The organism is Pseudomonas sp. DWP3-1-2 (genome assembly GCF_049896285.1).
Classification (GTDB): Bacteria; Pseudomonadota; Gammaproteobacteria; order Pseudomonadales; family Pseudomonadaceae; genus Aquipseudomonas.
Map to the genome: position 1 here is coordinate 206,808 of NZ_JAFCTZ010000002.1, position 22,569 is coordinate 229,376.

A 22,569-nucleotide genomic window follows, 5' to 3' on the forward strand; every position below is an offset into this window, starting at 1 on the left:
TTTCACAGGCGAGGCGCCGGGACCTGATCGAGCATTTGTCGCAAGACCTGATCAACGGACAGGCCCTCGATATCCAGGTCTGGCGACAGCCGGACACGATGGCGCAGTACGGCCAGGGCGCAGCCTTTTATGTCGTCGGGAATCACGAATTCCCCGCCGCGCAACAAGGCTCTGGCACGACCGCCGCGTACCAGTGCGATTGAGGCGCGAGGTCCCGCGCCCAGCGTCAGGCCTGGCCAGGTACGGGTGGCGCGGGCCAGCCGGACGGCGTAATCCAGTGCTTGCTCATCCAGTGGCAACTCGCTGGCGATGCGCTGCAAGACTTGAACCTCTTTGGCTTGCAGGATGACCCGCAGCGGCTGCACGTCGAGCATGTCGGCGCGGGTTGAGCGCGTCACCTGACGCACCATGTTCAATTCTTCGGTGATGTCGGGGTAGTCCATGCGCAGCTTGAGCATGAAGCGATCCAGTTCCGCTTCCGGCAGGGGGTACGTGCCTTCTTGCTCAATCGGATTCTGGGTCGCCAGCACCATGAATGGCTGGGCGATGGGCAGGGCGCGGCCTTCAAGTGTGACCTGGCGTTCCTGCATGGCTTCGAGCAGCGCGGCCTGAGTCTTGGCCGGAGCGCGGTTGATTTCATCAGCGAGCAAGAGGTTGGTGAACAGCGGCCCCTTGCGCAACTTGAATTGCTCGGTCTGCATGTCGTACACGGCGTGGCCGGTGACATCACTGGGCATCAGGTCCGGGGTGAACTGGATGCGGGCAAAGTCAGCGCCGATGCAGCGAGCCAGTGCGCGCACCAGCAACGTCTTGCCGAGCCCGGGAACACCTTCAATCAGGACATGGCCGGCGCCAATCAAGGCTGTCAGCACATCATCCACGACCGCGGTCTGCCCGATGACCGCTTTCTGTAGTTCATGGCGCAATGCCTGGGCAAGTTGGCTTGCGCGTTGCCGCTGCTGGGCCTGGTTACTGAGAGGGGCCGCAGGTTCGACTACCGGATCAAGAGTGAAATCGACAACAGGTTCGTGGGTGCTCGACGGGGTGGTCGGTTGATCGCTCATAAGGCATTCCTGAGGATTTGCAGGTGGGCAACCTGACGGGTGAAGTCAGCATTCGACATTCGCTGGGCGGGACGTGGGCGCATCGCCTGACTGATCGTACGGGTGGGTTGGCGGGTGAGGCGCGACAGCACTTGCCATTGATCGGCCACTCCCAGCGTTTCAAAACCGGGATGGCGTTGTCGGGCGCGACGCAGGATATCCAGCTGCAAGCCTCGCAAAAGCGCTTGCTGGCCGCTGCGACGTCGAAGGAAATCGGCGCTGGCCCGCAGGTGTTCGATCAACTGGCGACGCCCCCGGCCCGGGGCTACCTGCAAGGGACCCTGGCGTGTGCCGGCATGCCACAGCGCCAATGCGATCAACAGGGCCAGCGTGGTCAGCGCCAGAGGGAAGTGGCGCAGCAACAGACTGAGCAAATGGGTGCGCTGCGTGCTCACCACCATCGTGACTTCGCTGCCCTGAGTCAGGTACCACAGCAGCCAGGCATTGTCGTACCTGGCGATAGCGCGGTTTTTCCACAGGTCGGCATCGGTGACCACGGTAATGAGCCCGTCGCCATAAACCAGCTGCATCATGTGCGTAGCAGCAGCGCTGTTGGCCCATGACTGGGCCTGATCAAACGGGTCGTCAAGGTGAAAGCTGGTGTCGAAGCTCATGTAGGCCGGTGCTTCATCGTTTTCCACATACAGGCGCGTGAGTTCGGACCATGGGGCGGCAGTTGCCTTTTTTTGGGGGGCGAGCAACGGGATGGCGGGCTTGATTGGCTCGTCATCCTGCAACCCTTCCTGTTGGAGCAGGTCGGTCGTGAGCGATTGATGAATTTTCAGGCGATCAAGCAATACGTCGCCGCTGTGGCCTTTTTTCTCGTCCCACAGCTGTTCGGCCACAAACAACAGCCGCCCGCCGGACCGGACCCAGCTCAGTACCTTGTCGGCTTGATCGGGTGTCATGTTCTCCCGGCTGTCCAGGAGCATCAGCGTCTGTGGCTGTTGAGCCTGCTCCGGCAATTTGGCCGGGTTGTCGCTGAGGTGTACCGGAATCGAGCGCTCGCGCAGGAAACGTTCGGCCGCCAGATACGGATTGGCACGCACTTCAGGAGCTGGCCCCTGATCAACGGTTTCCTCGTAGCGTTCAAGATTCCCTGCGATATAAAAGCCACCGCCCCCCACTACCAGCAACGCCAGTAGAGCGATCAGCAGCGTACTGCCGCGGCTCATTGCTGGCCCCCGGTTTTGAACAGTTGGCGCCAGCTGTCGCAAAGCGCATGCCCGACAGGGGCGGGCGGCAACTGATGCCCATAGGCGAGGTTTTGCCAGTGACGGGTCAGGGTAACGCTGAAGTCATGCAGCGGCTGCTGGTTCAAGTGCGCCACGCGCGCCAGCACGTCGCCTTCGGTGTCGCCGCTCTTGAGGGGCAGGTGATAGTCAGCGATCAAGCGGCTGAGCAATGCCCGATAAAGCAGGCCAAGCGCTTCCCGGGGTTGGTTCGCCCACAGCCTTTCGGCACTGCCCGCCACATCGTCAGGGAGGCTTTCGGCGCTGACCTTGAGCCCGAACATGTGCTCAGGCGCGGCAGGAACATGCCGCTTTTTGGGTGACTTGCGATTGACCAGCGTGCTGAACCAGGTCCTGTAGCGCCAGATAACCAGACCGACCAGCGCAATGACTACTCCCCATAACAGAACCTTGAAAACGTCGGAAGCGACCTTGGCGGCGTTGAGAAACCAGAGCAGCCACTTGATCTGAGGGTGGGCTGGTTGATCCGCTTCGGGAGCGACGGGCTTCGGTTGCTCCTCGGCAAAACGCCAGCCCGAGACAGTCTTGGGGTTCTTGAATGGCGGCTGGTCCAGCACGGCCTTGATGTGCTGGCGGGCAGCCTCGCTGGACAGAAGCTGATGGGTCAGTCGTGCCGTATTGGGGCCGGGGTCATCACTGGGTGCGTCGCGTTCCTGCTGGGACGGAATGGGGCACGTCATGTCCGATTCCGCTGACCATGCCGGTGGTGCGAAGGCTGTCAGGGTTATCCCCACCCCCATGAGCAGCACGTAGGCGCTGCCAATGAGGCGCTGACGCAGGCGCCGTAGAACCAGCTCGATGTCCCAGGCTTCCAGGGCTGTGCGGCGGTTCAGATACAGGGTAAAACCGCAGGCGACGTAGATCGGGCCCCAGACAATCAGCACCAGGGCATAAAAAGCGTTGGTCAGGTGCTCCAGCCAGTTCCAGCTGCCGTCGATATTCATCAGGCTTTGCCAGTCCCAGTCCGCTTCAACCTGTTGCGGGATCAAGGCGTACAGCAGCAGAACGGTCCCGATCCACAGGCACATCTCAAGGGCGCTGCCTGCCATCGTCAGGCAGCGGGCGGCGCGCAGGTCTTTCCGGCTGAGCAGGCCGATGCGCAGAGTACGTTGCACGCCGGACAGGTTTTCCAGCTGTTGGACCGGCAGCGTAAAGCTGCGGCTGAGGCTGAATCTTCGCCAGGTGAGGTTGAGCAACAGTCGCGGTTTCAGCAGGCGTAGCCATGCTTTCAAGGCGCCTTTGAGCGTAGGTGTCGAGCCGAACAGCGCCTGGGAGAGGATCAGCAAAGGCAGTGGCTCGAAGACGGGTTTCAGCCACCAGAACACAACAATCGCAACGCTCGGGTAATCCCAGAAAATCAGGCTCAGCAGCGCAAGGACGGGCAGGGTGACAATGGCCCAACTGGTCATCAGCAGCCCGCGATGCTGACGAGCCAGCAATACGCCCAGATCAATGGCTTCCCAGGGGTTACGTGGCCGGATCACCACACTGGCGTCAGTCAGGCGCATGGGCAGTCCTTCCGGCGAACGCCAGATAGCTGAAAACCAGGGCCCAAAGGATCGCGCCGACCCCGTATTTGATGATGGGGGCTGGCCACGACATGGAAGACCAGTAGGCTTCGATAAAAGCCGCTATCAAGAGGAACAGAATGACGCCGTAGATCAGTTGCAGGCTCTTTTGCGCCGCCAGCCGCAGTGCTTCGCCGCGGGTCAGGCGCCCCGGCGCCACCAACGACCAGCCCAGTTGCAGACCCGCAGCCCCTGCCAGAACAATGGCCGTCAGTTCAAACGCACCGTGACCGATCACGAAAGACCAGAACGTCTGGCCGTACCCGATTCCGGTCAGATGGCCGGCAACCGCGCCGATCATCAGGCCGTTGAACAACAGAAAGAACAGGCTGCCAAGCCCGAATAACAGTCCGGTTGCATAGGTCTGAAAGGCAATCCCGATGTTGTTCATGATGTAGTAGCCAAACATCATCCAGTCGTCGCTGGACTCACGCTCTATTGCCTGGCCGATGCGGCGGGCCGCCGGGTCGTACATGATTTCCATCTCGGCGACTTGCCGAGGGTCGATCACGCTATACACCAGATCGGGAAACCCATACACCAGCAGCCCCATGCCAATCAGACTGCCGAAAAACAGCAGGCCGGCCATGCACACGAAACGCCATTGCGCCCGCACCAACTGCGGGAAGCCTGCCATAACGAAGCTCAGGACCTGCATGCCGACCGGGCTGCGATGGCGATACAACTGCTGATGGCCACGCATGGCCAGCTGTTGCAGCGGGTCGATCAGGTGGCTGCTGTAGCCCCGTTCCTGCGCCAGGGCCAATTGATGACAGATGCGCCGATATTCACTGACGAAGCTCTGGTTCGACGCGGGGTCGGCCTTGCCCTTTTCAAGTGCGTCCAGATGTGCGGAGAACAACTGCCAGTCGGGCTGGTGACGGCTTTCGAAAAGGCTCTGTTTCATGTGGGACCCAACAGACCGCGTGCAATCCCGTTGAGGTGAGCCACTGCCTGATCGGGATGGACGTGCAGCGGCTGCGCGAGTATCGCAGCCAGCTCGCGGGCGCGTTCGGGTGACAGGGAGGCTTGCCTTTCGGCAAAGCCAAGCAGCGCGCGTTGCTCCTCCAGACTCAGGACGAAGGGTACGATGACCGGTTCGGCCATGGGCAAGACGGGGCGTTGCAGCGGGTCGTCGCGATAGACCACCAGGGTTCCGGCGGCCATATCGCCAAGGCGCTTGAACTGCGGGTGTTGCAGGCAACTGATGGCGCCCAGGCTGTAGCCGAAAGGGAGCATGTCGACGAACCGCAGTAAATTGCGGATCAGGGATGACGTCCAGCCGATGGGCGTACCGTCATCGTGAATGACCCGCAGGCCCATGAATTGCTTGCCGGGCGTGCTTCCCTGATTGAGAACTTCGAACAGCACCATGTACCACCAGGTCACCAGGAACAGCGCCATGGCAGTCAGGCCCGCGCCGAACTTGTCGAAGAGGCTGAACAACAGGAACAGCACTGCCATGACAACAGCGCGGATGCCCAGGTCGATGGTAAATGCGATGGCACGTGGCACCAGGCCCGCCGGGCGCATTAGCAAATCGATGCCTTCCGGGGTCTCGATTCGGGTGCGTGTATCCAGTGGCTCGGTTAGCGGTGCAATCCTTGGCAAAGCGCGCGGGGTTGGCATTGTCGGGAGCGGGGCACCTGAAAGTAATGCTAAGGGGGTATTGCCGGTTCTGCGCAAGACTAGCCACCACCGGAGTGCTAAGCAACAGAACTCTGAAAACAGTTGCTGTAAGAAAGGGTTGCAATATCAAACGAATGATCACCAATTCGCAATTTGCCTACGGGAAGTCCTACACTTTGCCGATCTTAAGTTCAGGATCAGCCCGTGACCTCCAGCATTTTCTGGTACGACTACGAAACCACCGGTATTAACCCTCGCAGTGACCGGGCACTTCAGGTGGCCGGTATCCGTACGGATGCCGATCTCAATGAAATCGCGGCTCCGGTCAATCTCTATTGTCAGCCCAGTGACGATATCCTGCCGCATCCTGCGGCGTGCATGATCACCGGGATTACGCCGTCCCGGCTTGCGGAAAGTGGTTTGGGGGAAGCTGACTTCATGACTCGGGTGCACGCTGAACTGTCGGCTCCCGGTACGTGCGGTGCGGGTTACAACACCCTGCGTTTCGATGATGAAGTCACCCGCTACAGTCTGTACCGCAATTTCTTCGATCCTTATGCCCGGGAATGGCAGGGCGGTAACAGCCGCTGGGATCTTATTGATGTGGTACGTGCCGCCTATGCATTGCGTCCGCAGGGCATTGTCTGGCCCGAAGAAGAGGGGCGAGTCACGTTGAAGCTTGAGCGTCTGACAGCCGCCAATGGCATTGATCACGGTCATGCCCATGATGCGTTATCCGATGTGCGAGCCACTATTGGTCTTGCCCGGTTGATTCGGGAAAAACAACCCCGGCTTTATGATTATCTTTTTCAGTTGCGCAGTAAGCAGAAAGTCCAGGAGCAGATTCGGTTGCTGGAACCACTGGTTCACATTTCCGGAAGATTTTCCGCAGCCCGGCATTACTTGGGTGTCGTGATGCCGCTGGCGTGGCACCCGCAAAACCGCAACGCCCTGATTGTCTGTGATTTACATCTGGACCACGCTCCACTATTGGATCAGGACGCGGAAACATTGCGTCAGCGCTTATATACCCGCCGCGAAGATCTGGCAGACGGCGAGCTGCCGGTTCCGCTAAAACTGCTGCATATAAATCGCTGCCCGGTGGTCGCGCCTTTAAAGGTGCTGCGTGACGAAGATCAGCAGCGCTTACAACTGGATATGGCGGCGTTGCATGCCCGTGGGCGGGAGCTGTCAGACGCTCAGGGAGTTTGGCAGGAAAAACTCGGGGCGATTTACGGGCGTGAGGACTTCGCACCCAGCGAAGACCCGGAGCAGCAATTGTATGACGGCTTTATTGGCGATCGTGATCGCAGGCTTTGTGAGCAAGTACGCACTGCCGAGCCTGAACAATTGGCCGTCGAGTCATGGCCTTTCGATGACCCGCGTTTGCCTGAGTTGTTGTTCCGCTACCGTGCCCGTAACTTTGCGCACACGTTGAACGTTGAAGAGCAACAGCGTTGGCGCAAATTTTGCCAGGATCGGCTGAGCTCACCGGAGTACGGGGCGCCTAATACCTTACAAAGTTTTACAAAGTCGCTCGCAGAACAGATGCTTAGTGCCACGCCTGACCAGCGCAGCGTATTGAACCAGTGGCGTGACCATGTGACGCAGCTGCGCCAGCGGCTGGACCTTTGATAAGGTCGGACAGCTTATTGCAGGCAATAAAAAACGCCAGATGACTGGCGTTTTTGAATGATCGCTGACAACACGACCTGCCTGGGGCTTATCCCAGCAGTGTTGCCCAGCTCTCAACCTCGTCACCGCCCCACTTGGCTTTCCACTCTTTCAGAGTCTTGTGGTTGCCACCTTTGGTTTCAATGACTTCGCCATTGTGCGGGTTTTTATATTGCTTGACCTTGCGAGCACGCTTGGTGCCGGTAGTTTTTACCGCAGCGCCACGTGGGGATTTGCCAACTTTGGCATCCGGGTCCAGCAGCGCGATGATGTCACGCAGCGATTTTTGATATTCGCCCATCAGTGTGCGCAGTTTGCCTTCGAATTCCAGCTCGGTTTGCAGTTTGTCGTCTTGGGACAAATTCTTCAAACGGGCCTGCAGTTCTTTGATCGCTTCTTCGGTGGCGCGGTATTCGTTGATCAGGGACATGAGGGTTACCTTATGTTGTCAGGTGGCAGGGAGACAGTGACGCAATAATAGTGCACGCGCTTTGATCAAGTAAACATTAAAGAAAAGTTTTATTTGAATTATTTAGAAATATACAGCTTTCCTACAGCTTCATAGAACTACATGGTGGCTGCCCACGCCGCAAAGATGCTCGCTATAACGCTTTTAAAAAGTAGCCGGCGCTCGACCTTGCATCACGCCCAATTACACGTTTGGGCGACGCGGTCGTCGACCGGGCCAGATCCGCACAGCGGGGGCGGGAATCAGCGCAACAGGAATACTGCAGTTTTCCCGCGCAGTCGCTAGAATGGCGACCTTTGCGAAGTTCTGGAGTTTTTTCAAATGCGCACTTTTCGTCTGGTGATTGCTTGCCCGGACCGTGTCGGCATCGTTGCCAAAGTCAGTAACTTTCTGGCGTCCTATAACGGCTGGATTACCGAAGCGAGCCATCACTCGGACAATCTCAGCGGCTGGTTCTTCATGCGCCACGAGATTCGTGCCGATACGCTGCCCTTCGAGCTGCAGGCTTTTCGGGAGGCGTTCACGCCGATTGCCGAAGAGTTCTCCATGGACTGGCGCATCACCGACTCGGCGCAGAAAAAGCGCGTCGTGTTGATGGCGAGCCGTGAATCACACTGCCTGGCGGACTTGCTGCACCGCTGGCACAGCGATGAACTGGATTGCGAAATTTCCGCTGTGATTTCCAATCACGAGGATTTGCGCAGCATGGTCCAATGGCACGACATTCCTTATTACCACGTCCCGGTGGACCCCAAGAACAAAGAACCGGCATTCGCCGAGGTGTCGCGCCTGGTGGCCCATCACGAGGCTGACGTCGTAGTTCTGGCTCGCTACATGCAGATCCTTCCGCCGCAGCTGTGCCGTGAATACGCCCATCAGGTCATCAACATCCACCATAGCTTCCTGCCTTCGTTCGTGGGCGCCAAGCCTTACCACCAGGCCTCGTTGCGTGGGGTGAAGTTGATCGGTGCGACGTGTCACTACGTGACTGAAGAGCTTGATGCCGGTCCGATCATTGAGCAGGACGTGGTTCGCGTCAGCCACCGCGACAGCATTGAGAACATGGTCCGTTTCGGCCGTGATGTCGAAAAAATGGTCCTGGCCCGCGGCCTGCGTTATCACCTGGAAGATCGCGTGCTGGTGCACGATAACAAGACGGTCGTCTTCGACTGATCTGCACGCCGGATGCCCGACTGTCGGCGCGCAAGCCGTCGTCGGGCGTTGATGTAACGAGGCATGACATATGAGCGATCCGCTGGACAAAGCCACTTCAACAGCACCTCCCACCGTGGGCGAAGGTTGCCTGAGTCGTTACGATCCGGATGCGTTGTCGCCGGATGACGGCACTGACTTCGAAGGCGCAGCCGAGCTCTGGCATGACTTGCAACAAGGGCTGCAACAGACCGGCGACGAAGGCTGAATCACGCTTCGCGCATGCGCATCAGCTTGTTCAGCAATGGACGGCCAACCATCAACAAAAAAACCGGGCCGCCCACCACCAGGTAAAAGTAGTAGGTCACGGCGCGCCAGATGAGAATGGCGGCGGCTGCGGTGGATTTTCCCACCATGGGCGCCAATAACGCGGCAGAGGTCAGTTCCGCTGCACCTGCGCCACCCGGCAGCAGGCTGAACTGCCCGGCGCTGAGTGAAAGCATCTGGATCAGAAAGCTCCACACCCATTCCACATCGACCCCAAGCCCGCGTAGCGCCAGATACAGCACGCTGTAGCGCAGCCCCCAATGCATACAGGTCAGCAGGAATACGCCGGCAAGCCGTTTACGCGGCATTTTCAGGGTGTCAGCCAAGGCATTGCGAAAATGCAGAAGCTTGCGTGTCCATCGGCGGCGGGTTTCAGGTCGGGTGTTGAGGCGGTTGAGCAGCCGACCGTTAAATTTGATGACCTGCCGATGGTAGCGGGCAAAACCCGCGCACAGACACAGGCCGCCAACTACCAGTCCACCGCTGACCATCAGCATCCCTTCCATGTGCTCGCTGAGGTGATTGAAGAGGGCGTAGAACAGGATGCCGATGAGTGCCAGCAGGAAGAACAGCAGATCGCTCAACTGATCGGTGGCGAACACGGCACTGCTTTTGGCCGGGCCGACGCCGTTGCGTGAAAGCACGGCCATCAAGGTCAACGGGCCGCCACTGCCGCCGGGCGTCGCACAATAGGCAAATTCTGCAGCCATGACCGCGCCCAGGCTTCTGGGGACGCTGACCGCGCTGCAGCTCTCGCCCAGCAGCAAGCGCAAGCGCAGGGCGTTCAGGCACCAGCACATGATGATCATGCCGAACATGCCCAGCAGCAGGGCAAAGGGGAAGCTGCCCAGCCGGCTGAACATTTCCCCGCCACCCACCACGAAGGGGATCGCGATAGCCACCAGTAAACCGGCGCCCAGCCAGATAATGTGCTTCACGCGGCCGGCCTCAAGTCTGAAGCGTGTTGTTTCAACCAGGCTGCTTTGGTCATGGGTTGTCTGCCGCTTTCGATGAGTCGTTTCAATGTCTGGAGCCAGTAGTTGCGTGAATAGTCGTGGCGCATGTCCACCGGATGCAGGCCCAGGCGAATGGTCGAGGCATTGTGCAGCCGGGCTTCGCGATGATCGCTGACGAGTTTCGACACGCCGCGTCGCCAGGCGCTACGAGCGCTCCAGACGATACCCGGCGCCTCTATCCGGGAAAAGTCCGGTAGACGATACAGATGGTGTGGATCGCTCGTGTAATCCAGCGGTAACTGACGCAGCGCCTGGCGCGTGCCGTCACTCATCAGCCATGCCGGAGCCACGAAGCCATGAAGCGGCCAGCCCTGCCGTTGGAAAAGCTCGATACCGGCTTCCAGCCGTCCCATCGCCTGGCGTTGATCCAGTGCATAAAATTCGCCTTCCCATGTGTAGATGCGGCGCATGAAATAGTCCCGTGGCGTACGCGCCGGTGGGCCATCGTCGCAGTGATAGTAACCGTGCAGCGCCAACTCGTCTCCACGACTCAGTCGTTGCTGTAGCAGATTCTGAAAGGGGAGGTCGTGTTCAATCGGGTTGCGCTTATGGAAGTCAGGCACCACCAGCCAGGTCATGGGAATACTGCCCATGGCATCTATTGCCGCCACGAAGGGTTGGTAGTCAGGCCAGGTTTCGGGCGCCACATCGTGCAGAACCAGCAACACACTGCGTTCGCCTGATACGTGATCAACCATGGGCAAGCACCGGCGTGCGGCAGCCGAGCACCGCCTGATAGTGTTCCAGCAAGCCGTTGACCACGGTATCCCAGCTATAACGCTCACTCACGTATTGCCGGGCCACCTGACCTTTTGCCGCAGGGTTGTCAGCGAACAACTCCCGAACGGCGCTTGCCATTGCCTGTGGATGGTTCGGTTGGCAAAGCAGGCCGCATTCCGGTGGGACGGTCTCGGGAAACGCGCCAGCAGCCACGGCGACCACCGGAATGCCACTGGCCATGGCCTCCAGAACCACCAGGCCGAAGGTCTCCTGATCACCCGCGTGGATCAGGGCATCGGCACTGGCCAACAGTCGGGCGACTTCCCAGGCAGCACAGAAGTGGCCGATCACCGAAACATTGTCGGGAACCTGGGTCGGCATGTGCGAGCCGACCAGCAGCAAGTGATAACTCGGGCCGAGCAGCTTCATGCAATCGAGCAGCACCGGCAGGTTTTTCTCTTTGGAGCCGCGCCCGGCGAAGATCAACAGATGAGTGTCCTCGGTGAGCCCCAGTTCTGTCTTCAACCCGGGATCGCGTAGCGTGGGGCTGAACGTGGTCAGGTCTACGCCGAGTGGTTGTACGTAAACATTCTCGACGCCCAGGGCGATGAGTTTTTCGGCCATGACGTTGCTGGGCGCCAGCACGCGATCGAAGTTGCCATACAGCTTGCTGACATAGGCTTCGACATTGGTGCCCAGCCAGCTGCCCACACGGTTGCTGACCAGCAGCGGCAGGTCCGAATGATAGAAGCCGATCACGGGCACATCCAGCTGGCGGCGTGCGTCCAGCGCGGCCCACGCGGTGAGGTAGGGGTCACCGACTTCAATAAGATCCGGTTTCAGGGCTTTTAGAACGTTTCGCCAGGGCGCCACGCGTAGCGGGAAGCGGTAACCGTTCCCGAACGGAAGGGCCGGTGCAGGGACTTTATAGATCCCGTCGCGCTGACTGAAACCGGGGCCTGGGACCAGCAGACTGTGCCGAACCCCGGGGCGGAGGACCAGACGACGATGCTTGGCGTCAAGGTAGGTGCGAACACCACCGCTAGCAGGGGCGTAGAACATGGTCATGTCAGCGATATGCACGTGAACATTCCTCCAGTGTGTTGTCCTAAACGTTGACCACTGACAAGAATAGTTGTTCGATGCGCCCAACCCGGGGCGCCGTAACGAACAAAGATGATTGAGCGCTGTAGAGGGGGCCGCGTTGCACGTGAACGCGGCCATTGCAGCAGGCTTGAGCCGGGTTAGATCCGGAAGCTGCCGACCAGATGCTTCAGACGAGCGGCCTGTTGTTCAAGGTCGGAACAGGCGCGCAGGGTCGCCTGAAGGTTTTCGACGCCTTCCTGATTCAGTGTGTTGATTTCGGTGATGTCCACGTTGATCGACTCGACCACCGATGTTTGCTCCTCGGTCGCGGCTGCCACTGACTGGTTCATCCCGTCAATTTCACCAATGCGTCGGGTCACGCTGCTCAGCCGCTCGCCAGCCTGATTGGCAATGCCGACGCTGTCCTGGCTATGACGCTGGCTTTCGCTCATGGTCGCTACCGATTCGCGGGCACCGACTTGCAGTTCCTCGATCATTTTCTGCACTTGTTGTGCCGATTCCTGAGTGCGATGGGCCAGGTTGCGAACCTCGTCGGCCACCACCGCAAAACCACGCCCGGCTTCCCCGGCCCTTGCGGCTTCGATGGCCGCATTGAGCGCCAGCAGATTGGTTTGCTGGGAAATGCTGGTGATGACTTCCAGGATTTGCCCGATGTTCACGGTTTTGCTGTTCAGTTGTTCAATGTTCGCGCTGGATGTGCTGATCGTCATCGACAACTGATTCATCGACTCGATACTTTGCTCCACCACCCGTTGGCCTTCTTCGGCCAGGGTTCTGGCATCGCTTGCCTGTTGCGACGCCTGGGCTGCGTTATGAGCGATCTCGTGGGCGGCGGCACCCAGTTGATTGATCGCGGCCGCGACACTGTTGGTCCGATTGGACTGCTCGTCGGAGTTGACCATGGACGAGTTGGAGGCGCTGACCACTCTGAGCGCAACTTCGTTGACATGCTCGGTGGCCGATGACACCTCACGGATCGAGGTGTGAATACGTTCCACGAAGCGGTTGAAAGCGCTGCCGAGAACGCCGAACTCGTCGTGCGCCTGAATAGTCAGGCGTTTGGTCAGATCGCCTTCACCTTCGGCGATGTCCTGCATGGCGCGAGTCATCACGTGCAAAGGTTTCATCAGCACTGTGATGAGCATGCCCAGCAAGGCGATGATGATCACGACTGCAATGACCGTGGCGATGACGGCTGAGGTGCGGAACTGAGTGAGCATCGAGAACGCTTGGTCTTTGTCGATGCTCAGCCCGAGGTACCAGTTCACCGAAGGCAAACCCTTGATCGGCGCAAACGTGAAAATGCGGGTTTTGCCATCGACTTGCGCTTCACTCCAGTCGCTGCTGATGCGCGGCGTGTCCTGAGGATAGATTTCCTGCAGGGATTTCATGACCTTGGATTTGTCTGGGTTAACCAGCACTTTACCGTCGGCGCTGACCAGAAAGGCATAACCCATGCCGTCGAAGTTCAGCGCGTTGATGATTTTCACAATGATATTGAGGTTCAGGTCGCCCCCCGCCACACCGATGTTTTTTCCGTCTTTGGTGACCGGCGTGGCAATTGTGATAATCAACTCGCCGTTGGACGCATCGGTGTAGGGTTCGGTCAGCATCGTGCTGCCGGTGGCCATGGCACCTTTGTACCAGGGCCGGCTACGAGGATCGTAGTCAGCTGGCAGCTCACTCTTGGGGAGACTGATGAACTTGCCCGCCGTGTCGCCCAGGTAAGCGAAATCGAACGTTGAGGCCAAGGCTTTTTGCCCAAGCAGGCTGGAAACGCTGGTAGGGTCGGGATTATTGGCGATGGTCTGGGAGACGTTTTCCACGAGCAGGATTCTGCCGGAAAGCCAGTTCTGAATATTGGTGGCCGTGCTGTTGCCCATCTCCTTGAGGTAACTGTCCAGATCATCACGAATGGCATTACGCTGCAGGTAATCGTTATACAACGTGAAAGAGGCGAATGCAGCAATTACGATCAGTGAGGCGGCCAGTAGAATCTTGTGGCTGAATTTCAGGGAGTTACTCATGTCGTGATAGGTCCGCTCAGGTTTATTCCGTACCAGGCGCGTGTCGAGCGACTGCTTGTCAGGGAGTAAAGCGAAAAAATGGTCAATACTTTCTCTCACTCCATTAAGAAAAGTCCGACAACACTCCCAAGTCTCTGGGTTGATACCAGCCTATCGACCACTCAGATATAAAGTTTAAAGCGGGTGACGAAATGTCCGAATCTCAGCAATTTGTTATGGGTGCCACACTCGATGGGCAACCGGTCACCCAGGCGTTACGCCTGGCGAACCGCCACGGTCTGGTGGCAGGCGCTACCGGCACCGGCAAAACAGTGACCTTGCAGCGCTTGGCCGAAGCGTTCAGCGACGCGGGCATCGCTGTTTTTGCCGCTGATATAAAAGGTGATCTTTGCGGGCTGGGCGCGCCCGGAGCCCCGCAGGGCAAGGTGGCCGAACGAATCGCCGGCATGCCTTGGCTGAATCACACGCCCCAGGGCTACCCGGTCACGTTATGGGATATCCATGGCCAGACCGGCCATCCATTGCGCACGACGCTGACGGAAATGGGGCCATTGTTGCTGGGCAGCCTGTTGGCGTTGACCGACAGCCAGCAGTCTGCGTTGTACGCCGCGTTCAAGGTGGCCGACCGCGAGGGCTTGTTGCTGCTCGATATCAAGGACCTCAAGGCACTGCTCAACCACCTGCGCGACAATCCACAGTTGCTTGGCGAAGACAGCTCGCTGCTGACCACCGGGTCAAGTCAGGCATTGCAGCGCCGCCTGGCCGTTCTGGAACAGCAAGGTGCCGAAGCCCTGTTCGGCGAGCCCGCCTTGCAACTGGAAGACCTTCTGCAACCGGCCCGCGACGGACGGGGACGCATTCACCTGCTCGATGCCAGCCGCCTGGTGCATGAAGCGCCCAAGGTCTATGCAACTTTTCTACTGTGGCTGCTGGCGGAATTGTTCGAGCAACTGCCTGAACGGGGCGACGCCGACAAACCCCTGCTGGCGTTGTTTTTCGATGAGGCGCATCTGTTGTTCGCCGACACGCCCAAGGCTTTGCAGGAGCGGCTTGAACAAGTGGTGCGGCTGATTCGTTCCAAGGGCGTGGGCGTGTACTTCGTCACCCAATCTCCGGGCGATCTGCCGGATGATGTGCTGGCGCAACTGGGGCTGCGTATCCAGCACGGGTTGCGAGCGTTCACGGCCAAGGAGCAGAAATCCCTGCGCGCCGTGGCAGACGGCTTCAGGCCCAACCCGGATATCGACACCCTGGCTGTGCTGACAGAATTGGGCATTGGTGAAGCGCTGGTTGGTACCCTGCAAGAGAAAGGCACGCCCGCCATGGTCCAGCGGGTACTGATCGCGCCGCCACAGTCGCGTATCGGGCCGCTGAGTGAAGGCGAGCGGGCGAGCCTGATTGCCCAGTCACCCTTGGCCGGTCGCTACGACAAACCCGTGGATCGCGAGTCGGCTTATGAACGGTTGATTGCCCGCAAAGTGGCGACAGATGAAGACGGCCAGGTGTCCGACAAGAATGCCAAGGATCAGGACAGCTTCAGCGACATGGCGGGGGAGTGGCTGGGCGGCGTGGCAGGGCAGGCCATGAAGAGCGCCGTGCGACAGGCTGCCAATCAACTGGGGCGTCAGCTGGTACGGGGTTTGATGGGGTCGTTACTGGGCGGGACAAAAAAACGGCGCTGAGTCAGAGAAAAAACGGCCATCGCGGCGTGTCCGCGATGGCGATATTCCCTGACTCGGCGGCGATCAAGCCAGTACTTTGGAGGCCAGCCAGAACAGACCGGCCGAGAGTCCGACAGTCGCCGGCAGGGTCAGGACCCAGGCCAGCAGGATGGTGCGAACCGTGCCGCCTTGCAGGCCGCTTTTGTTCGCCACCATGGTCCCGGCCACGCCGGACGACAGAATGTGTGTCGTGGAAACCGGCAGGCTGAACACGTTAGCCATGGCGATTGCGCAGGCGGTGGTGATCTGGGCCGACATGCCTTGTGCGTAGGTCATGCCTTGCTTGCCGATCTTCTCCCCGATGGTCAGCACAACGCGCTTCCAGCCGACCATGGTGCCGATGCCCAACGCCAGCGCGACAGCCAGAATCACCCAGAAAGGGGCGTATTCGGTGGTGACCGTCAGGTCTTTACGCAGCTTTTCCAAGTCGGATTTTTCACGTGCGCTCAAGGATGGCAGCTTGGCGACCTTGCGTGCCGTGTCATCCAGGCAGAGCAGGTAACGGCGCACTTCGATACGGCGTTCCGAAGGCAGCGAGTGATAGTCCGCAACGCCTTTCAAGGTGTCGAGCAGCGCGTCGATGGTCGGCTCGGTCTGGTCGGGGTTGCAGCTTGCGCTGGCCGGAAGATCGCCTTTCTCTGCTTTGCCCAATGCCAGGAATTCACCCAGCGTCGCGCTGTTGCGCTTATAGAACTGGCTCAGGTGCAGGGTGGCATCCCGGGTTCGTTCGATCTGGTAAGTGGTGCTGCCCAGGTCAAGGACAAACTGGCTGGGTACGATGCCGATCAATACGAGCATGATCAGGCCGATACCTTTTTGACCGTCGTTGGAACCGTGGACAAAGCTCACGGCCATCGCGGAAATCACCAACACCAGGCGATTCCAGAACGGCGGGTGCTTTTTGTCATCAAGCTTGCGGCGCTGTTCAGGTGTCTTGTGCATCTTGGAGTTCGGGCGCCACCATTTGAGCCCGATAAGCACCAGCGCGGCGACAAGGAAACCTGCCAGCGGCGAGAACACCAGCGAAGCGCCGATATCAATCGCTTTCTGCCAGTTCACGCCATCGGCCAGCGGGATGTCATTGATCAAGGCATTGGCCAGGCCCACACCCAGAATCGAACCGATCAATGTGTGCGAGCTGGAGGCTGGAATACCGAAGTACCAGGTTCCCAGGTTCCAGGTAATCGCCGCGGCCAACAGTGAGAACACCATGGCAAGGCCATGTCCGGTATTCACGTTGATCAGCAACTCCACCGGCAGCAAGTGAACGATGGCATACGCCACGCCAACCCCACCCAGCAGAACGCCGAGAAAATTGAACACGCCCGAAGAGAACACGGCCAGATGAGGCGGCATGGCTTTGGTGTAAATGACTGTCGCCACCGCGTTGGCGGTGTCATGAAAGCCGTTGATGAACTCGAACGTGAGGACGAACGCCAGGGCAAGCAGCAAGCTCACAAGTACCCAAGCATCTAGCCCGCTGAATAAATCGATCATGAAGGTTTTCTGACCCGGTCTGAAGGGGGCGGGATTATGACAGAAAAATGACTGATCGATGTATCAGCTGCTCACTGGTCGCTCACTGCAACGAAAATTTATGCAAACGCGCCCCGCCCCTGAATTGAGTGGGTAGGCTGTAATGCACATTTTCATAATTGCAACCCTGGCAAATAATTGCCTGGAAGAGGGTTCAAACCGTGCTCGCCAAACGCAGCGTGCGTGGTTCTCAGGACTTCAGATCTCTTCCTTCAAGTCTTTTTCCATCTTCTGCAATTCTTGCTTGAAAGCCTGATCCAGAAGACTGGCCTTTTTTCGCCATGGCTTGCGCTCTGGCTCTGGTTGCGCGGCGTAGGTGATGATTTCCCCGCCGTAAACATCCTTGAAGCGTTGTTCCTTGCGCTCAAGTTCCGCGCGCAGTTCATCTTTGGTCACAGTGTTACCTGATTAAGTGGAATTAACTCTGGTGTGATCGCGAAGCGCGGAGGTCATCGCACGTGCTCATCCCGGCGGACGAAGCTGTTATGGCTGATTGGCCAGTACAGATACCCTGGGGCGAGAACATGGGGCTGAACGTCTGGTTGCTGCTCGCGGCTACGGACACCAGAAACAAAGCTGTCGTAGCGACATAGTGTCAAGTTGCATACGCTTTGGTTACATTGGCGGCAACCTATACCCGCATGACGAGAAGTCGCGGAGTGATCATCGGAATGAGCGCTGCGCAGGAAAGCGCGCCTTGCGCTCACCGCGAATCGTTATTGCCAGCCAATTGGCGAACACTATCTCCAAGAACTTCGGTCTCGTCAACTATATGTGAGGAGAGATTACCCGTGGGATTCAATGACGGCTATTTTTGTGTACGAATATTCTGAAGTTCAGGTGGGGGATGAATATGACGAAACTTTCATAAGGCCTGTTACTGGAATTGCCGGTCAGGATTCTGACGGTTTTTTGCAATGGGTGGATAGTTGACTATTAAGTGCCCGACTGTTTCGGTTCAGGCGCGTGCAGGAGGTGGGCGACGAGCGGTCAACGGCCTGGAATAAAAACGGCCTTGCGAGTGGCAAGGCCGCGCCTAGGACTTCTCAGTGGGTACCTGACCAGTATTTTCCAAGAAGCCACTTATTGGCACATGAAAGGTATAAGTATCTTTGCTGCGGGTCAATTGCGATTATCGGCCAGTTGTTCGATAATCGCCCAAAGCGCCGTGAGCCAGAGGGGTTCTAAACGTCTGAAAGCGGCGGTATATAAGGCCTGAAGAGTATGGGTAAAGGTATTGATGATGAACGACGAACTGCGCAATTCTTTTGCCTCGCTGGCTCCGCCCATCGTGGCATCGCCCGCCAAGCGCATTCAGGCCTTTACCGGCGACCCGGACTTCATGACCTCCCTGGCGAGGGGGCTGGCCGTGATACATGCCTTTCAGGAGCGCAAACGTCATTTGACGATTGCCCAGATCAGCCATCGGACGGAAATCCCTCGTGCGGCTGTGCGCCGCTGTTTGTTGACGCTGATCAAGCTCGGTTACGCAACGACTGACGGGCGCACCTATTCACTGCTGCCCAAAGTGCTGACCCTGGGGCATGCCTATTTGTCTTCGACGCCCCTGGCGGTTTCGTCCCAGCCTTATCTGGACCGGATGAGCGACTTGCTGCATGAGGCGTGCAACATGGCGACCCTCGAAGGTGACGACATTCTGTACATCGCCCGTTCGGCCACCACCCAGCGCCTGATCTCCGTTGACCTGGCAGTAGGCGGTCGGCTTCCGGCTTATTGCACGTCCATGGGCCGGATTCTGTTGGCGGCGCTGGATGATGTGTCCCTTCGCGAGTACCTGGATCACGTGGACTTGCAGCCCAAGACCAGTCGTACCATCCGCACCCATCAGGAATTGCTCGAGTGCCTGCAGCAGGTTCGCCAGCAAGGGTGGTGCATTGTCGATCAGGAGCTGGAGCAAGGCTTGCGTTCCATCGCCGTGCCGGTGTATGACGCCTCCGGGCAAGTGTTGGCAGCGCTGAACGTCAGTACCAGCGCGGGGCGGGTGCCGCGTAGCGACCTTGAACAGCGTTTTCTGCCGATCATGCTGGATGCCAGTCGGGATTTGAGTACTCAACTGTTCACCTGATCCGTCAATAATCTTGTGCGATTAACGAACGGTTAGTCGATTATCGGATTGTTTGCCTCGGTGCCCCGGCATAACCTCAGCTGCATTCCAGCGCAGACAGTTTGCGCTGTTCAATGACAAGAGCTGAGTTCGGGAGCACCTTTTCATGGCTGAAATACTTTCTCTACGCGACGCCGTGAAGCAATTCGTCAACGATGGCGACACCGTTGCGCTGGAAGGCTTCACGCATTTGATCCCCACTGCGGTGGGCCACGAAATCATCCGCCAAGGCAAAAAGCACCTGACGCTGGTGCGCATGACGCCGGATCTGATTTATGACCAACTGATCGGTGCCGGATGCGCCAGGCGCCTGATTTTTTCATGGGGCGGCAATCCGGGGGTCGGCTCGCTGCATCGCCTGCGCGATGCCGTCGAAAAACAGTGGCCTCACGCGATTGAAATCGAAGAGCACAGCCACGCCGATCTGGCTAACGCTTATGTGGCCGGCGCGTCCGGGCTGCCGTTCGCCGTGCTGCGTGCCTATGCCGGCTCCGACCTGCCCAAGGTCAATCCGCTGATCAAGACCGTGACGTGCCCGTTCACTGGCGAAGTCCTTGCTGCCGTTCCCGCTGTACGCCCTGACGTCACGGTGATTCACGCCCAGAAAGCCGACCGCAAAGGCAACGTCTTGCTATGGGGCATTCTCGGTGTGCAAAAGGAAGCAGCACTGGCCGCCAAGCGTTGCATCGTGACGGTGGAAGAAATCGTCGATGACCTCAAGGCTCCCATGAATGCCTGCGTGCTGCCGACCTGGGCCTTGAGCGCAGTGTGCGTGGTGCCGGGTGGTGCTCATCCTTCTTATGCCCATGGTTACTACGAGCGTGACAACCGTTTCTATCAGGCCTGGGACCCCATCGCCCGTGATCGCGAAAGCTTCACCGCCTGGATCGATGAGTACATCCATGGCACCCAGGACTTCAGCGAGTTCCGGACGAAGTTGCTGAGCACGTTGGCCGCATCGGAGGCAAAACAATGAACTACTCCACCAATGAAATGATGACGATCGCCGCTGCCCGTCGCCTGCGCAACGGAGCTGTCTGTTTTGTCGGCATCGGCTTGCCGTCCAAGGCCGCCAACCTGGCGCGCCTGACGTCGTCACCGGACGTGGTGTTGATCTATGAGTCCGGCCCGATTGGCGCCAAACCTTCGGTCCTGCCGCTGTCCATTGGCGACGGCGAACTGGCGGAAACCGCTGATACCGTGGTGTCCACCAGCGAAATCTTTCGTTACTGGTTGCAAGGCGGGCGGGTGGATGTGGGCTTTCTGGGGGCGGCGCAAGTCGACCGTTTCGGCAACATCAACACCACGGTAGTGGGCGATTATCACCACCCGAAAGTACGTCTGCCGGGGGCCGGCGGTGCGCCGGAAATCGCAGGTTCCGCCAAGCAGGTGCTGATCATCCTCAAGCAGTCCGCCCGTGCGTTCGTCAACAAGCTCGATTTCATTACATCCGTGGGCCATGGCGAAGGCGGCGACTCGCGCAAGCGTCTGGGGCTGCCAGGTGCCGGGCCGGTGGGGATCATTACCGACCTGTGCATCATGGAGCCTGAAGCGGGCACCCATGAGTTTGTGGTCACGACGTTGCACCCTGGTGTCACGCGTGAACAAGTGATTGCCGCCACCGGCTGGGAGGTTCGCTTTGCGGACGACGTCGAGTATTCCGCCGAGCCTACCGATATCGAATTGAACGCACTGCGTGATCTGGAAGCGCGAACCGCTGCCGCTCACGGTCAGGCGCCGGGAGAAGCGTGATGCGTGAAGTGTTTATCTGTGATGCGATCCGCACCCCTATCGGTCGCTTCGGCGGCGGGTTGTCCAGCGTGCGCGCCGACGATCTGGCCGCCGTGCCCATCAAGGCACTGATGGAGCGCAACCCCTCGGTGAACTGGAGCGAGGTTGACGAAGTGTTCTTCGGCTGCGCCAACCAGGCCGGCGAGGACAATCGCAATGTCGCGCGTATGGCGGCGTTGTTGGCGGGGCTGCCGGAAACCATCCCTGGCGTGACGCTCAACCGGCTCTGCGCTTCGGGTATGGACGCTATCGGTACAGCGTTCCGCGCCATTGCCAGTGGCGAGATGGAGCTGGCGATTGCGGGAGGCGTCGAGTCCATGTCCCGTGCGCCCTTCGTCATGGGCAAGGCCGATGCAGCGTTTTCGCGCAATATGAAACTGGAAGACACCACCATTGGCTGGCGCTTTATCAACCCGCTGATGAAAGAACAGTACGGCGTCGACTCGATGCCGCAAACCGGTGACAACGTGGCCGATGATTTCAGGATTTCTCGAGCCGATCAGGACGCTTTCGCCCTGCGCAGCCAGCAGCGGACTGCCGCTGCCCAGGCTGCGGGCTTTTTCAAAGAGGAAATCGTTGCCGTACGTGTTGCCCACAAGAAAGGCGAAACCGTCGTCGAGCAGGATGAACATCCCCGCGCTGACACCAGCCTGGAAACCCTGAGCAAACTCAAACCGGTCAATGGTCCTGACAAGACGGTCACGGCGGGCAACGCGTCGGGCGTCAACGATGGCGCGGCAGCGCTGATTCTGGCATCAGCCGAAGCGGTAAAAAAACATGGGCTGACCCCTCGGGCGCGGATCCTCGGCATGGCCAGCGCCGGAGTCGCTCCGCGGGTCATGGGCATCGGACCGGTGCCTGCAGTGAGCAAGCTGGTGGAACGACTGGGGTTGGCAGTGGCGGATTTTGATGTGATCGAGCTCAACGAAGCGTTCGCCAGCCAGGGCCTGGCAGTGCTACGCGAACTGGGTCTGGCCGACGATGCACCGCAGGTCAATCCTAACGGTGGTGCCATTGCCTTGGGGCATCCATTGGGCATGAGCGGTGCCCGTCTGGTCTTGACGGCGTTGCATCAACTGGAAAAAAGCGGCGGCCGGCGAGCGTTGGCCACTATGTGTGTCGGGGTAGGGCAGGGCTTGGCATTGGCCATCGAGCGTTAACCCTACGCCCAAACGGTTCAATTACCCGAGTCGTCGACTGCCTCCACAAACAGGCAAATCGATGGCTTGGGTCATTGTTTTTGTGGGGCAGCAAAAAAACCGTTGGAGCGCGCTATGGGAAATGCTCACTTCCCTTGTGGGACCGGCTTTAGCCGGGAAGGCTGCATCGCTTACGACACAGATGCAGAGGC

General features: G+C 58.9%; 20 protein-coding genes and 1 pseudogene. 8 read left to right on the forward strand and 13 right to left on the reverse strand.

All coding sequences use genetic code 11. The features are described from left to right. Nucleotides 1–2: 2 nt before the first annotated feature. The 5 genes from ACP7B0_RS06825 to ACP7B0_RS06845 are packed head-to-tail and all read right to left on the reverse strand — an operon-like array spanning nucleotide 3 to nucleotide 5,553. Nucleotides 3–1,064, reverse strand: coding sequence for an AAA family ATPase (locus tag ACP7B0_RS06825; protein ID WP_426140317.1), 1,062 nt, complete (start codon nucleotides 1,062–1,064; stop codon nucleotides 3–5). Next, nucleotides 1,061–2,278: a DUF4350 domain-containing protein gene (locus ACP7B0_RS06830; RefSeq protein WP_426140318.1), complete on the reverse strand. Its 1,218-nt coding sequence runs from the start codon at nucleotides 2,276–2,278 to the stop codon at nucleotides 1,061–1,063. The genes ACP7B0_RS06825 and ACP7B0_RS06830 overlap by 4 nt, the downstream gene beginning before the upstream one ends. Continuing rightward, nucleotides 2,275–3,864 carry a DUF4129 domain-containing protein gene (locus ACP7B0_RS06835; protein WP_426140319.1) on the reverse strand — a complete coding sequence of 530 codons (1,590 nt, stop codon included), beginning with the start codon at nucleotides 3,862–3,864 and terminating at the stop codon, nucleotides 2,275–2,277. The genes ACP7B0_RS06830 and ACP7B0_RS06835 overlap by 4 nt, the downstream gene beginning before the upstream one ends. Then, nucleotides 3,851–4,831 (reverse strand): stage II sporulation protein M, encoded by a 981-nt coding sequence (locus ACP7B0_RS06840; RefSeq protein WP_426140320.1) that lies wholly within the window; start codon nucleotides 4,829–4,831, stop codon nucleotides 3,851–3,853. The genes ACP7B0_RS06835 and ACP7B0_RS06840 overlap by 14 nt, the downstream gene beginning before the upstream one ends. After that, nucleotides 4,828–5,553, reverse strand: a complete 726-nt coding sequence (locus tag ACP7B0_RS06845; protein WP_426140321.1) for an RDD family protein — start codon at nucleotides 5,551–5,553, stop codon at nucleotides 4,828–4,830. Before ACP7B0_RS06845 ends, ACP7B0_RS06840 begins: the two co-directional genes overlap by 4 nt. Nucleotides 5,554–5,757: 204 nt before the next feature. Between ACP7B0_RS06845 and sbcB the strand changes: the two genes are divergently transcribed. After that, nucleotides 5,758–7,188, forward strand: a complete 1,431-nt coding sequence (sbcB, locus tag ACP7B0_RS06850) for an exodeoxyribonuclease I (protein WP_426140322.1) — start codon at nucleotides 5,758–5,760, stop codon at nucleotides 7,186–7,188. A gap of 88 nt (nucleotides 7,189–7,276) precedes the next feature. Here the strand turns inward: sbcB and mvaT are convergent, their stop codons facing one another. Further along, nucleotides 7,277–7,657, reverse strand: a complete 381-nt coding sequence (gene mvaT / locus ACP7B0_RS06855; protein ID WP_020293038.1) for a histone-like nucleoid-structuring protein MvaT — start codon at nucleotides 7,655–7,657, stop codon at nucleotides 7,277–7,279. A 360-nt stretch (nucleotides 7,658–8,017) separates the two neighbouring features. On the opposite strand from mvaT, the gene purU reads away from it, so the two are divergent. Both purU and ACP7B0_RS06865 read left to right on the forward strand, forming a co-directional pair. Then, on the forward strand, nucleotides 8,018–8,869 hold the full coding sequence (gene purU, locus ACP7B0_RS06860; protein WP_426140323.1) for a formyltetrahydrofolate deformylase: 852 nt from the start codon (nucleotides 8,018–8,020) through the stop codon (nucleotides 8,867–8,869). 70 nt (nucleotides 8,870–8,939) lie between these two features. After that, nucleotides 8,940–9,116 carry a hypothetical protein gene (locus ACP7B0_RS06865; protein WP_426140324.1) on the forward strand — a complete coding sequence of 59 codons (177 nt, stop codon included), beginning with the start codon at nucleotides 8,940–8,942 and terminating at the stop codon, nucleotides 9,114–9,116. Nucleotide 9,117: 1 nt separating this feature from the next. Here ACP7B0_RS06865 and ACP7B0_RS06870 read toward each other — a convergent pair whose 3' ends face one another. From ACP7B0_RS06870 to ACP7B0_RS06890, 5 genes and pseudogenes are all read right to left on the reverse strand, one after another. Beyond that, nucleotides 9,118–10,113: a lysylphosphatidylglycerol synthase transmembrane domain-containing protein gene (locus ACP7B0_RS06870; protein ID WP_426140325.1), complete on the reverse strand. Its 996-nt coding sequence runs from the start codon at nucleotides 10,111–10,113 to the stop codon at nucleotides 9,118–9,120. After that, nucleotides 10,110–10,889, reverse strand: coding sequence for a DUF2334 domain-containing protein (locus ACP7B0_RS06875; RefSeq protein ID WP_426140326.1), 780 nt, complete (start codon nucleotides 10,887–10,889; stop codon nucleotides 10,110–10,112). Before ACP7B0_RS06875 ends, ACP7B0_RS06870 begins: the two co-directional genes overlap by 4 nt. Further along, nucleotides 10,882–11,994: a glycosyltransferase family 4 protein gene (locus ACP7B0_RS06880; RefSeq protein WP_426140327.1), complete on the reverse strand. Its 1,113-nt coding sequence runs from the start codon at nucleotides 11,992–11,994 to the stop codon at nucleotides 10,882–10,884. Before ACP7B0_RS06880 ends, ACP7B0_RS06875 begins: the two co-directional genes overlap by 8 nt. A 161-nt stretch (nucleotides 11,995–12,155) precedes the next feature. After that, entirely contained in the window at nucleotides 12,156–12,920 is a 765-nt protein-coding gene (locus tag ACP7B0_RS06885) for a methyl-accepting chemotaxis protein (protein WP_426140848.1), read from the reverse strand. A gap of 93 nt (nucleotides 12,921–13,013) precedes the next feature. Continuing rightward, nucleotides 13,014–14,045: pseudogene (locus ACP7B0_RS06890) on the reverse strand (HAMP domain-containing protein); the annotation flags it as partial. 191 nt (nucleotides 14,046–14,236) lie between these two features. On the opposite strand from ACP7B0_RS06890, the gene ACP7B0_RS06895 reads away from it, so the two are divergent. Continuing rightward, complete coding sequence (locus ACP7B0_RS06895) at nucleotides 14,237–15,727, forward strand: helicase HerA-like domain-containing protein (RefSeq protein ID WP_426140328.1); 1,491 nt, start codon at nucleotides 14,237–14,239, stop codon at nucleotides 15,725–15,727. A 63-nt stretch (nucleotides 15,728–15,790) separates the two neighbouring features. Here the strand turns inward: ACP7B0_RS06895 and ACP7B0_RS06900 are convergent, their stop codons facing one another. Both ACP7B0_RS06900 and ACP7B0_RS06905 read right to left on the reverse strand, forming a co-directional pair. Continuing rightward, a complete protein-coding gene (locus tag ACP7B0_RS06900; protein ID WP_426140330.1) occupies nucleotides 15,791–17,263 on the reverse strand; it encodes an inorganic phosphate transporter in 1,473 nt (490 codons plus the stop codon). A gap of 237 nt (nucleotides 17,264–17,500) precedes the next feature. Next, nucleotides 17,501–17,698: a hypothetical protein gene (locus ACP7B0_RS06905; protein WP_426140331.1), complete on the reverse strand. Its 198-nt coding sequence runs from the start codon at nucleotides 17,696–17,698 to the stop codon at nucleotides 17,501–17,503. Nucleotides 17,699–18,545: 847 nt separating this feature from the next. Between ACP7B0_RS06905 and pcaR the strand changes: the two genes are divergently transcribed. The 4 genes from pcaR to pcaF all read left to right on the forward strand — a co-directional run bounded on the left by pcaR (nucleotide 18,546) and on the right by pcaF (nucleotide 22,378). Beyond that, nucleotides 18,546–19,388 carry a pca regulon transcriptional regulator PcaR gene (gene pcaR, locus ACP7B0_RS06910; RefSeq protein WP_426140332.1) on the forward strand — a complete coding sequence of 281 codons (843 nt, stop codon included), beginning with the start codon at nucleotides 18,546–18,548 and terminating at the stop codon, nucleotides 19,386–19,388. Nucleotides 19,389–19,533: 145 nt separating this feature from the next. Then, nucleotides 19,534–20,403, forward strand: coding sequence for a CoA transferase subunit A (locus ACP7B0_RS06915; RefSeq protein ID WP_426140333.1), 870 nt, complete (start codon nucleotides 19,534–19,536; stop codon nucleotides 20,401–20,403). After that, the gene (locus ACP7B0_RS06920) at nucleotides 20,400–21,179 is read left to right on the forward strand and encodes a CoA-transferase subunit beta (RefSeq protein WP_426140334.1); all 780 of its coding nucleotides are present in this window, start codon (nucleotides 20,400–20,402) and stop codon (nucleotides 21,177–21,179) included. The genes ACP7B0_RS06915 and ACP7B0_RS06920 overlap by 4 nt, the downstream gene beginning before the upstream one ends. Further along, nucleotides 21,176–22,378 carry a 3-oxoadipyl-CoA thiolase gene (pcaF, locus tag ACP7B0_RS06925; protein ID WP_426140336.1) on the forward strand — a complete coding sequence of 401 codons (1,203 nt, stop codon included), beginning with the start codon at nucleotides 21,176–21,178 and terminating at the stop codon, nucleotides 22,376–22,378. Before ACP7B0_RS06920 ends, pcaF begins: the two co-directional genes overlap by 4 nt. The last annotated feature ends 191 nt before the right edge of the window (nucleotides 22,379–22,569 follow it).

Excerpts from the sequence above, each read along its gene's own strand:
- ACP7B0_RS06840 (WP_426140320.1), bottom strand. The coding sequence starts at position 4,831 with ATGAAACAGAGCCTTTTCGAAAGCCGTCACCAGCCCGACTGGCAGTTG.
- pcaR (WP_426140332.1), top strand. The coding sequence starts at position 18,546 with ATGAACGACGAACTGCGCAATTCTTTTGCCTCGCTGGCTCCGCCCATC.
- ACP7B0_RS06895 (WP_426140328.1), top strand. The coding sequence starts at position 14,237 with ATGTCCGAATCTCAGCAATTTGTTATGGGTGCCACACTCGATGGGCAA.
- ACP7B0_RS06920 (WP_426140334.1), top strand. The coding sequence starts at position 20,400 with ATGAACTACTCCACCAATGAAATGATGACGATCGCCGCTGCCCGTCGC.
- ACP7B0_RS06900 (WP_426140330.1), bottom strand. The coding sequence starts at position 17,263 with ATGATCGATTTATTCAGCGGGCTAGATGCTTGGGTACTTGTGAGCTTG.
- ACP7B0_RS06875 (WP_426140326.1), bottom strand. The coding sequence starts at position 10,889 with ATGGTTGATCACGTATCAGGCGAACGCAGTGTGTTGCTGGTTCTGCAC.
- purU (WP_426140323.1), top strand. The coding sequence starts at position 8,018 with ATGCGCACTTTTCGTCTGGTGATTGCTTGCCCGGACCGTGTCGGCATC.
- ACP7B0_RS06835 (WP_426140319.1), bottom strand. The coding sequence starts at position 3,864 with ATGCGCCTGACTGACGCCAGTGTGGTGATCCGGCCACGTAACCCCTGG.
- ACP7B0_RS06865 (WP_426140324.1), top strand. The coding sequence starts at position 8,940 with ATGAGCGATCCGCTGGACAAAGCCACTTCAACAGCACCTCCCACCGTG.
- ACP7B0_RS06915 (WP_426140333.1), top strand. The coding sequence starts at position 19,534 with ATGGCTGAAATACTTTCTCTACGCGACGCCGTGAAGCAATTCGTCAAC.
- mvaT (WP_020293038.1), bottom strand. The coding sequence starts at position 7,657 with ATGTCCCTGATCAACGAATACCGCGCCACCGAAGAAGCGATCAAAGAA.
- ACP7B0_RS06845 (WP_426140321.1), bottom strand. The coding sequence starts at position 5,553 with ATGCCAACCCCGCGCGCTTTGCCAAGGATTGCACCGCTAACCGAGCCA.
- ACP7B0_RS06825 (WP_426140317.1), bottom strand. The coding sequence starts at position 1,064 with ATGAGCGATCAACCGACCACCCCGTCGAGCACCCACGAACCTGTTGTC.
- ACP7B0_RS06830 (WP_426140318.1), bottom strand. The coding sequence starts at position 2,278 with ATGAGCCGCGGCAGTACGCTGCTGATCGCTCTACTGGCGTTGCTGGTA.
- ACP7B0_RS06885 (WP_426140848.1), bottom strand. The coding sequence starts at position 12,920 with ATGGTCAACTCCGACGAGCAGTCCAATCGGACCAACAGTGTCGCGGCC.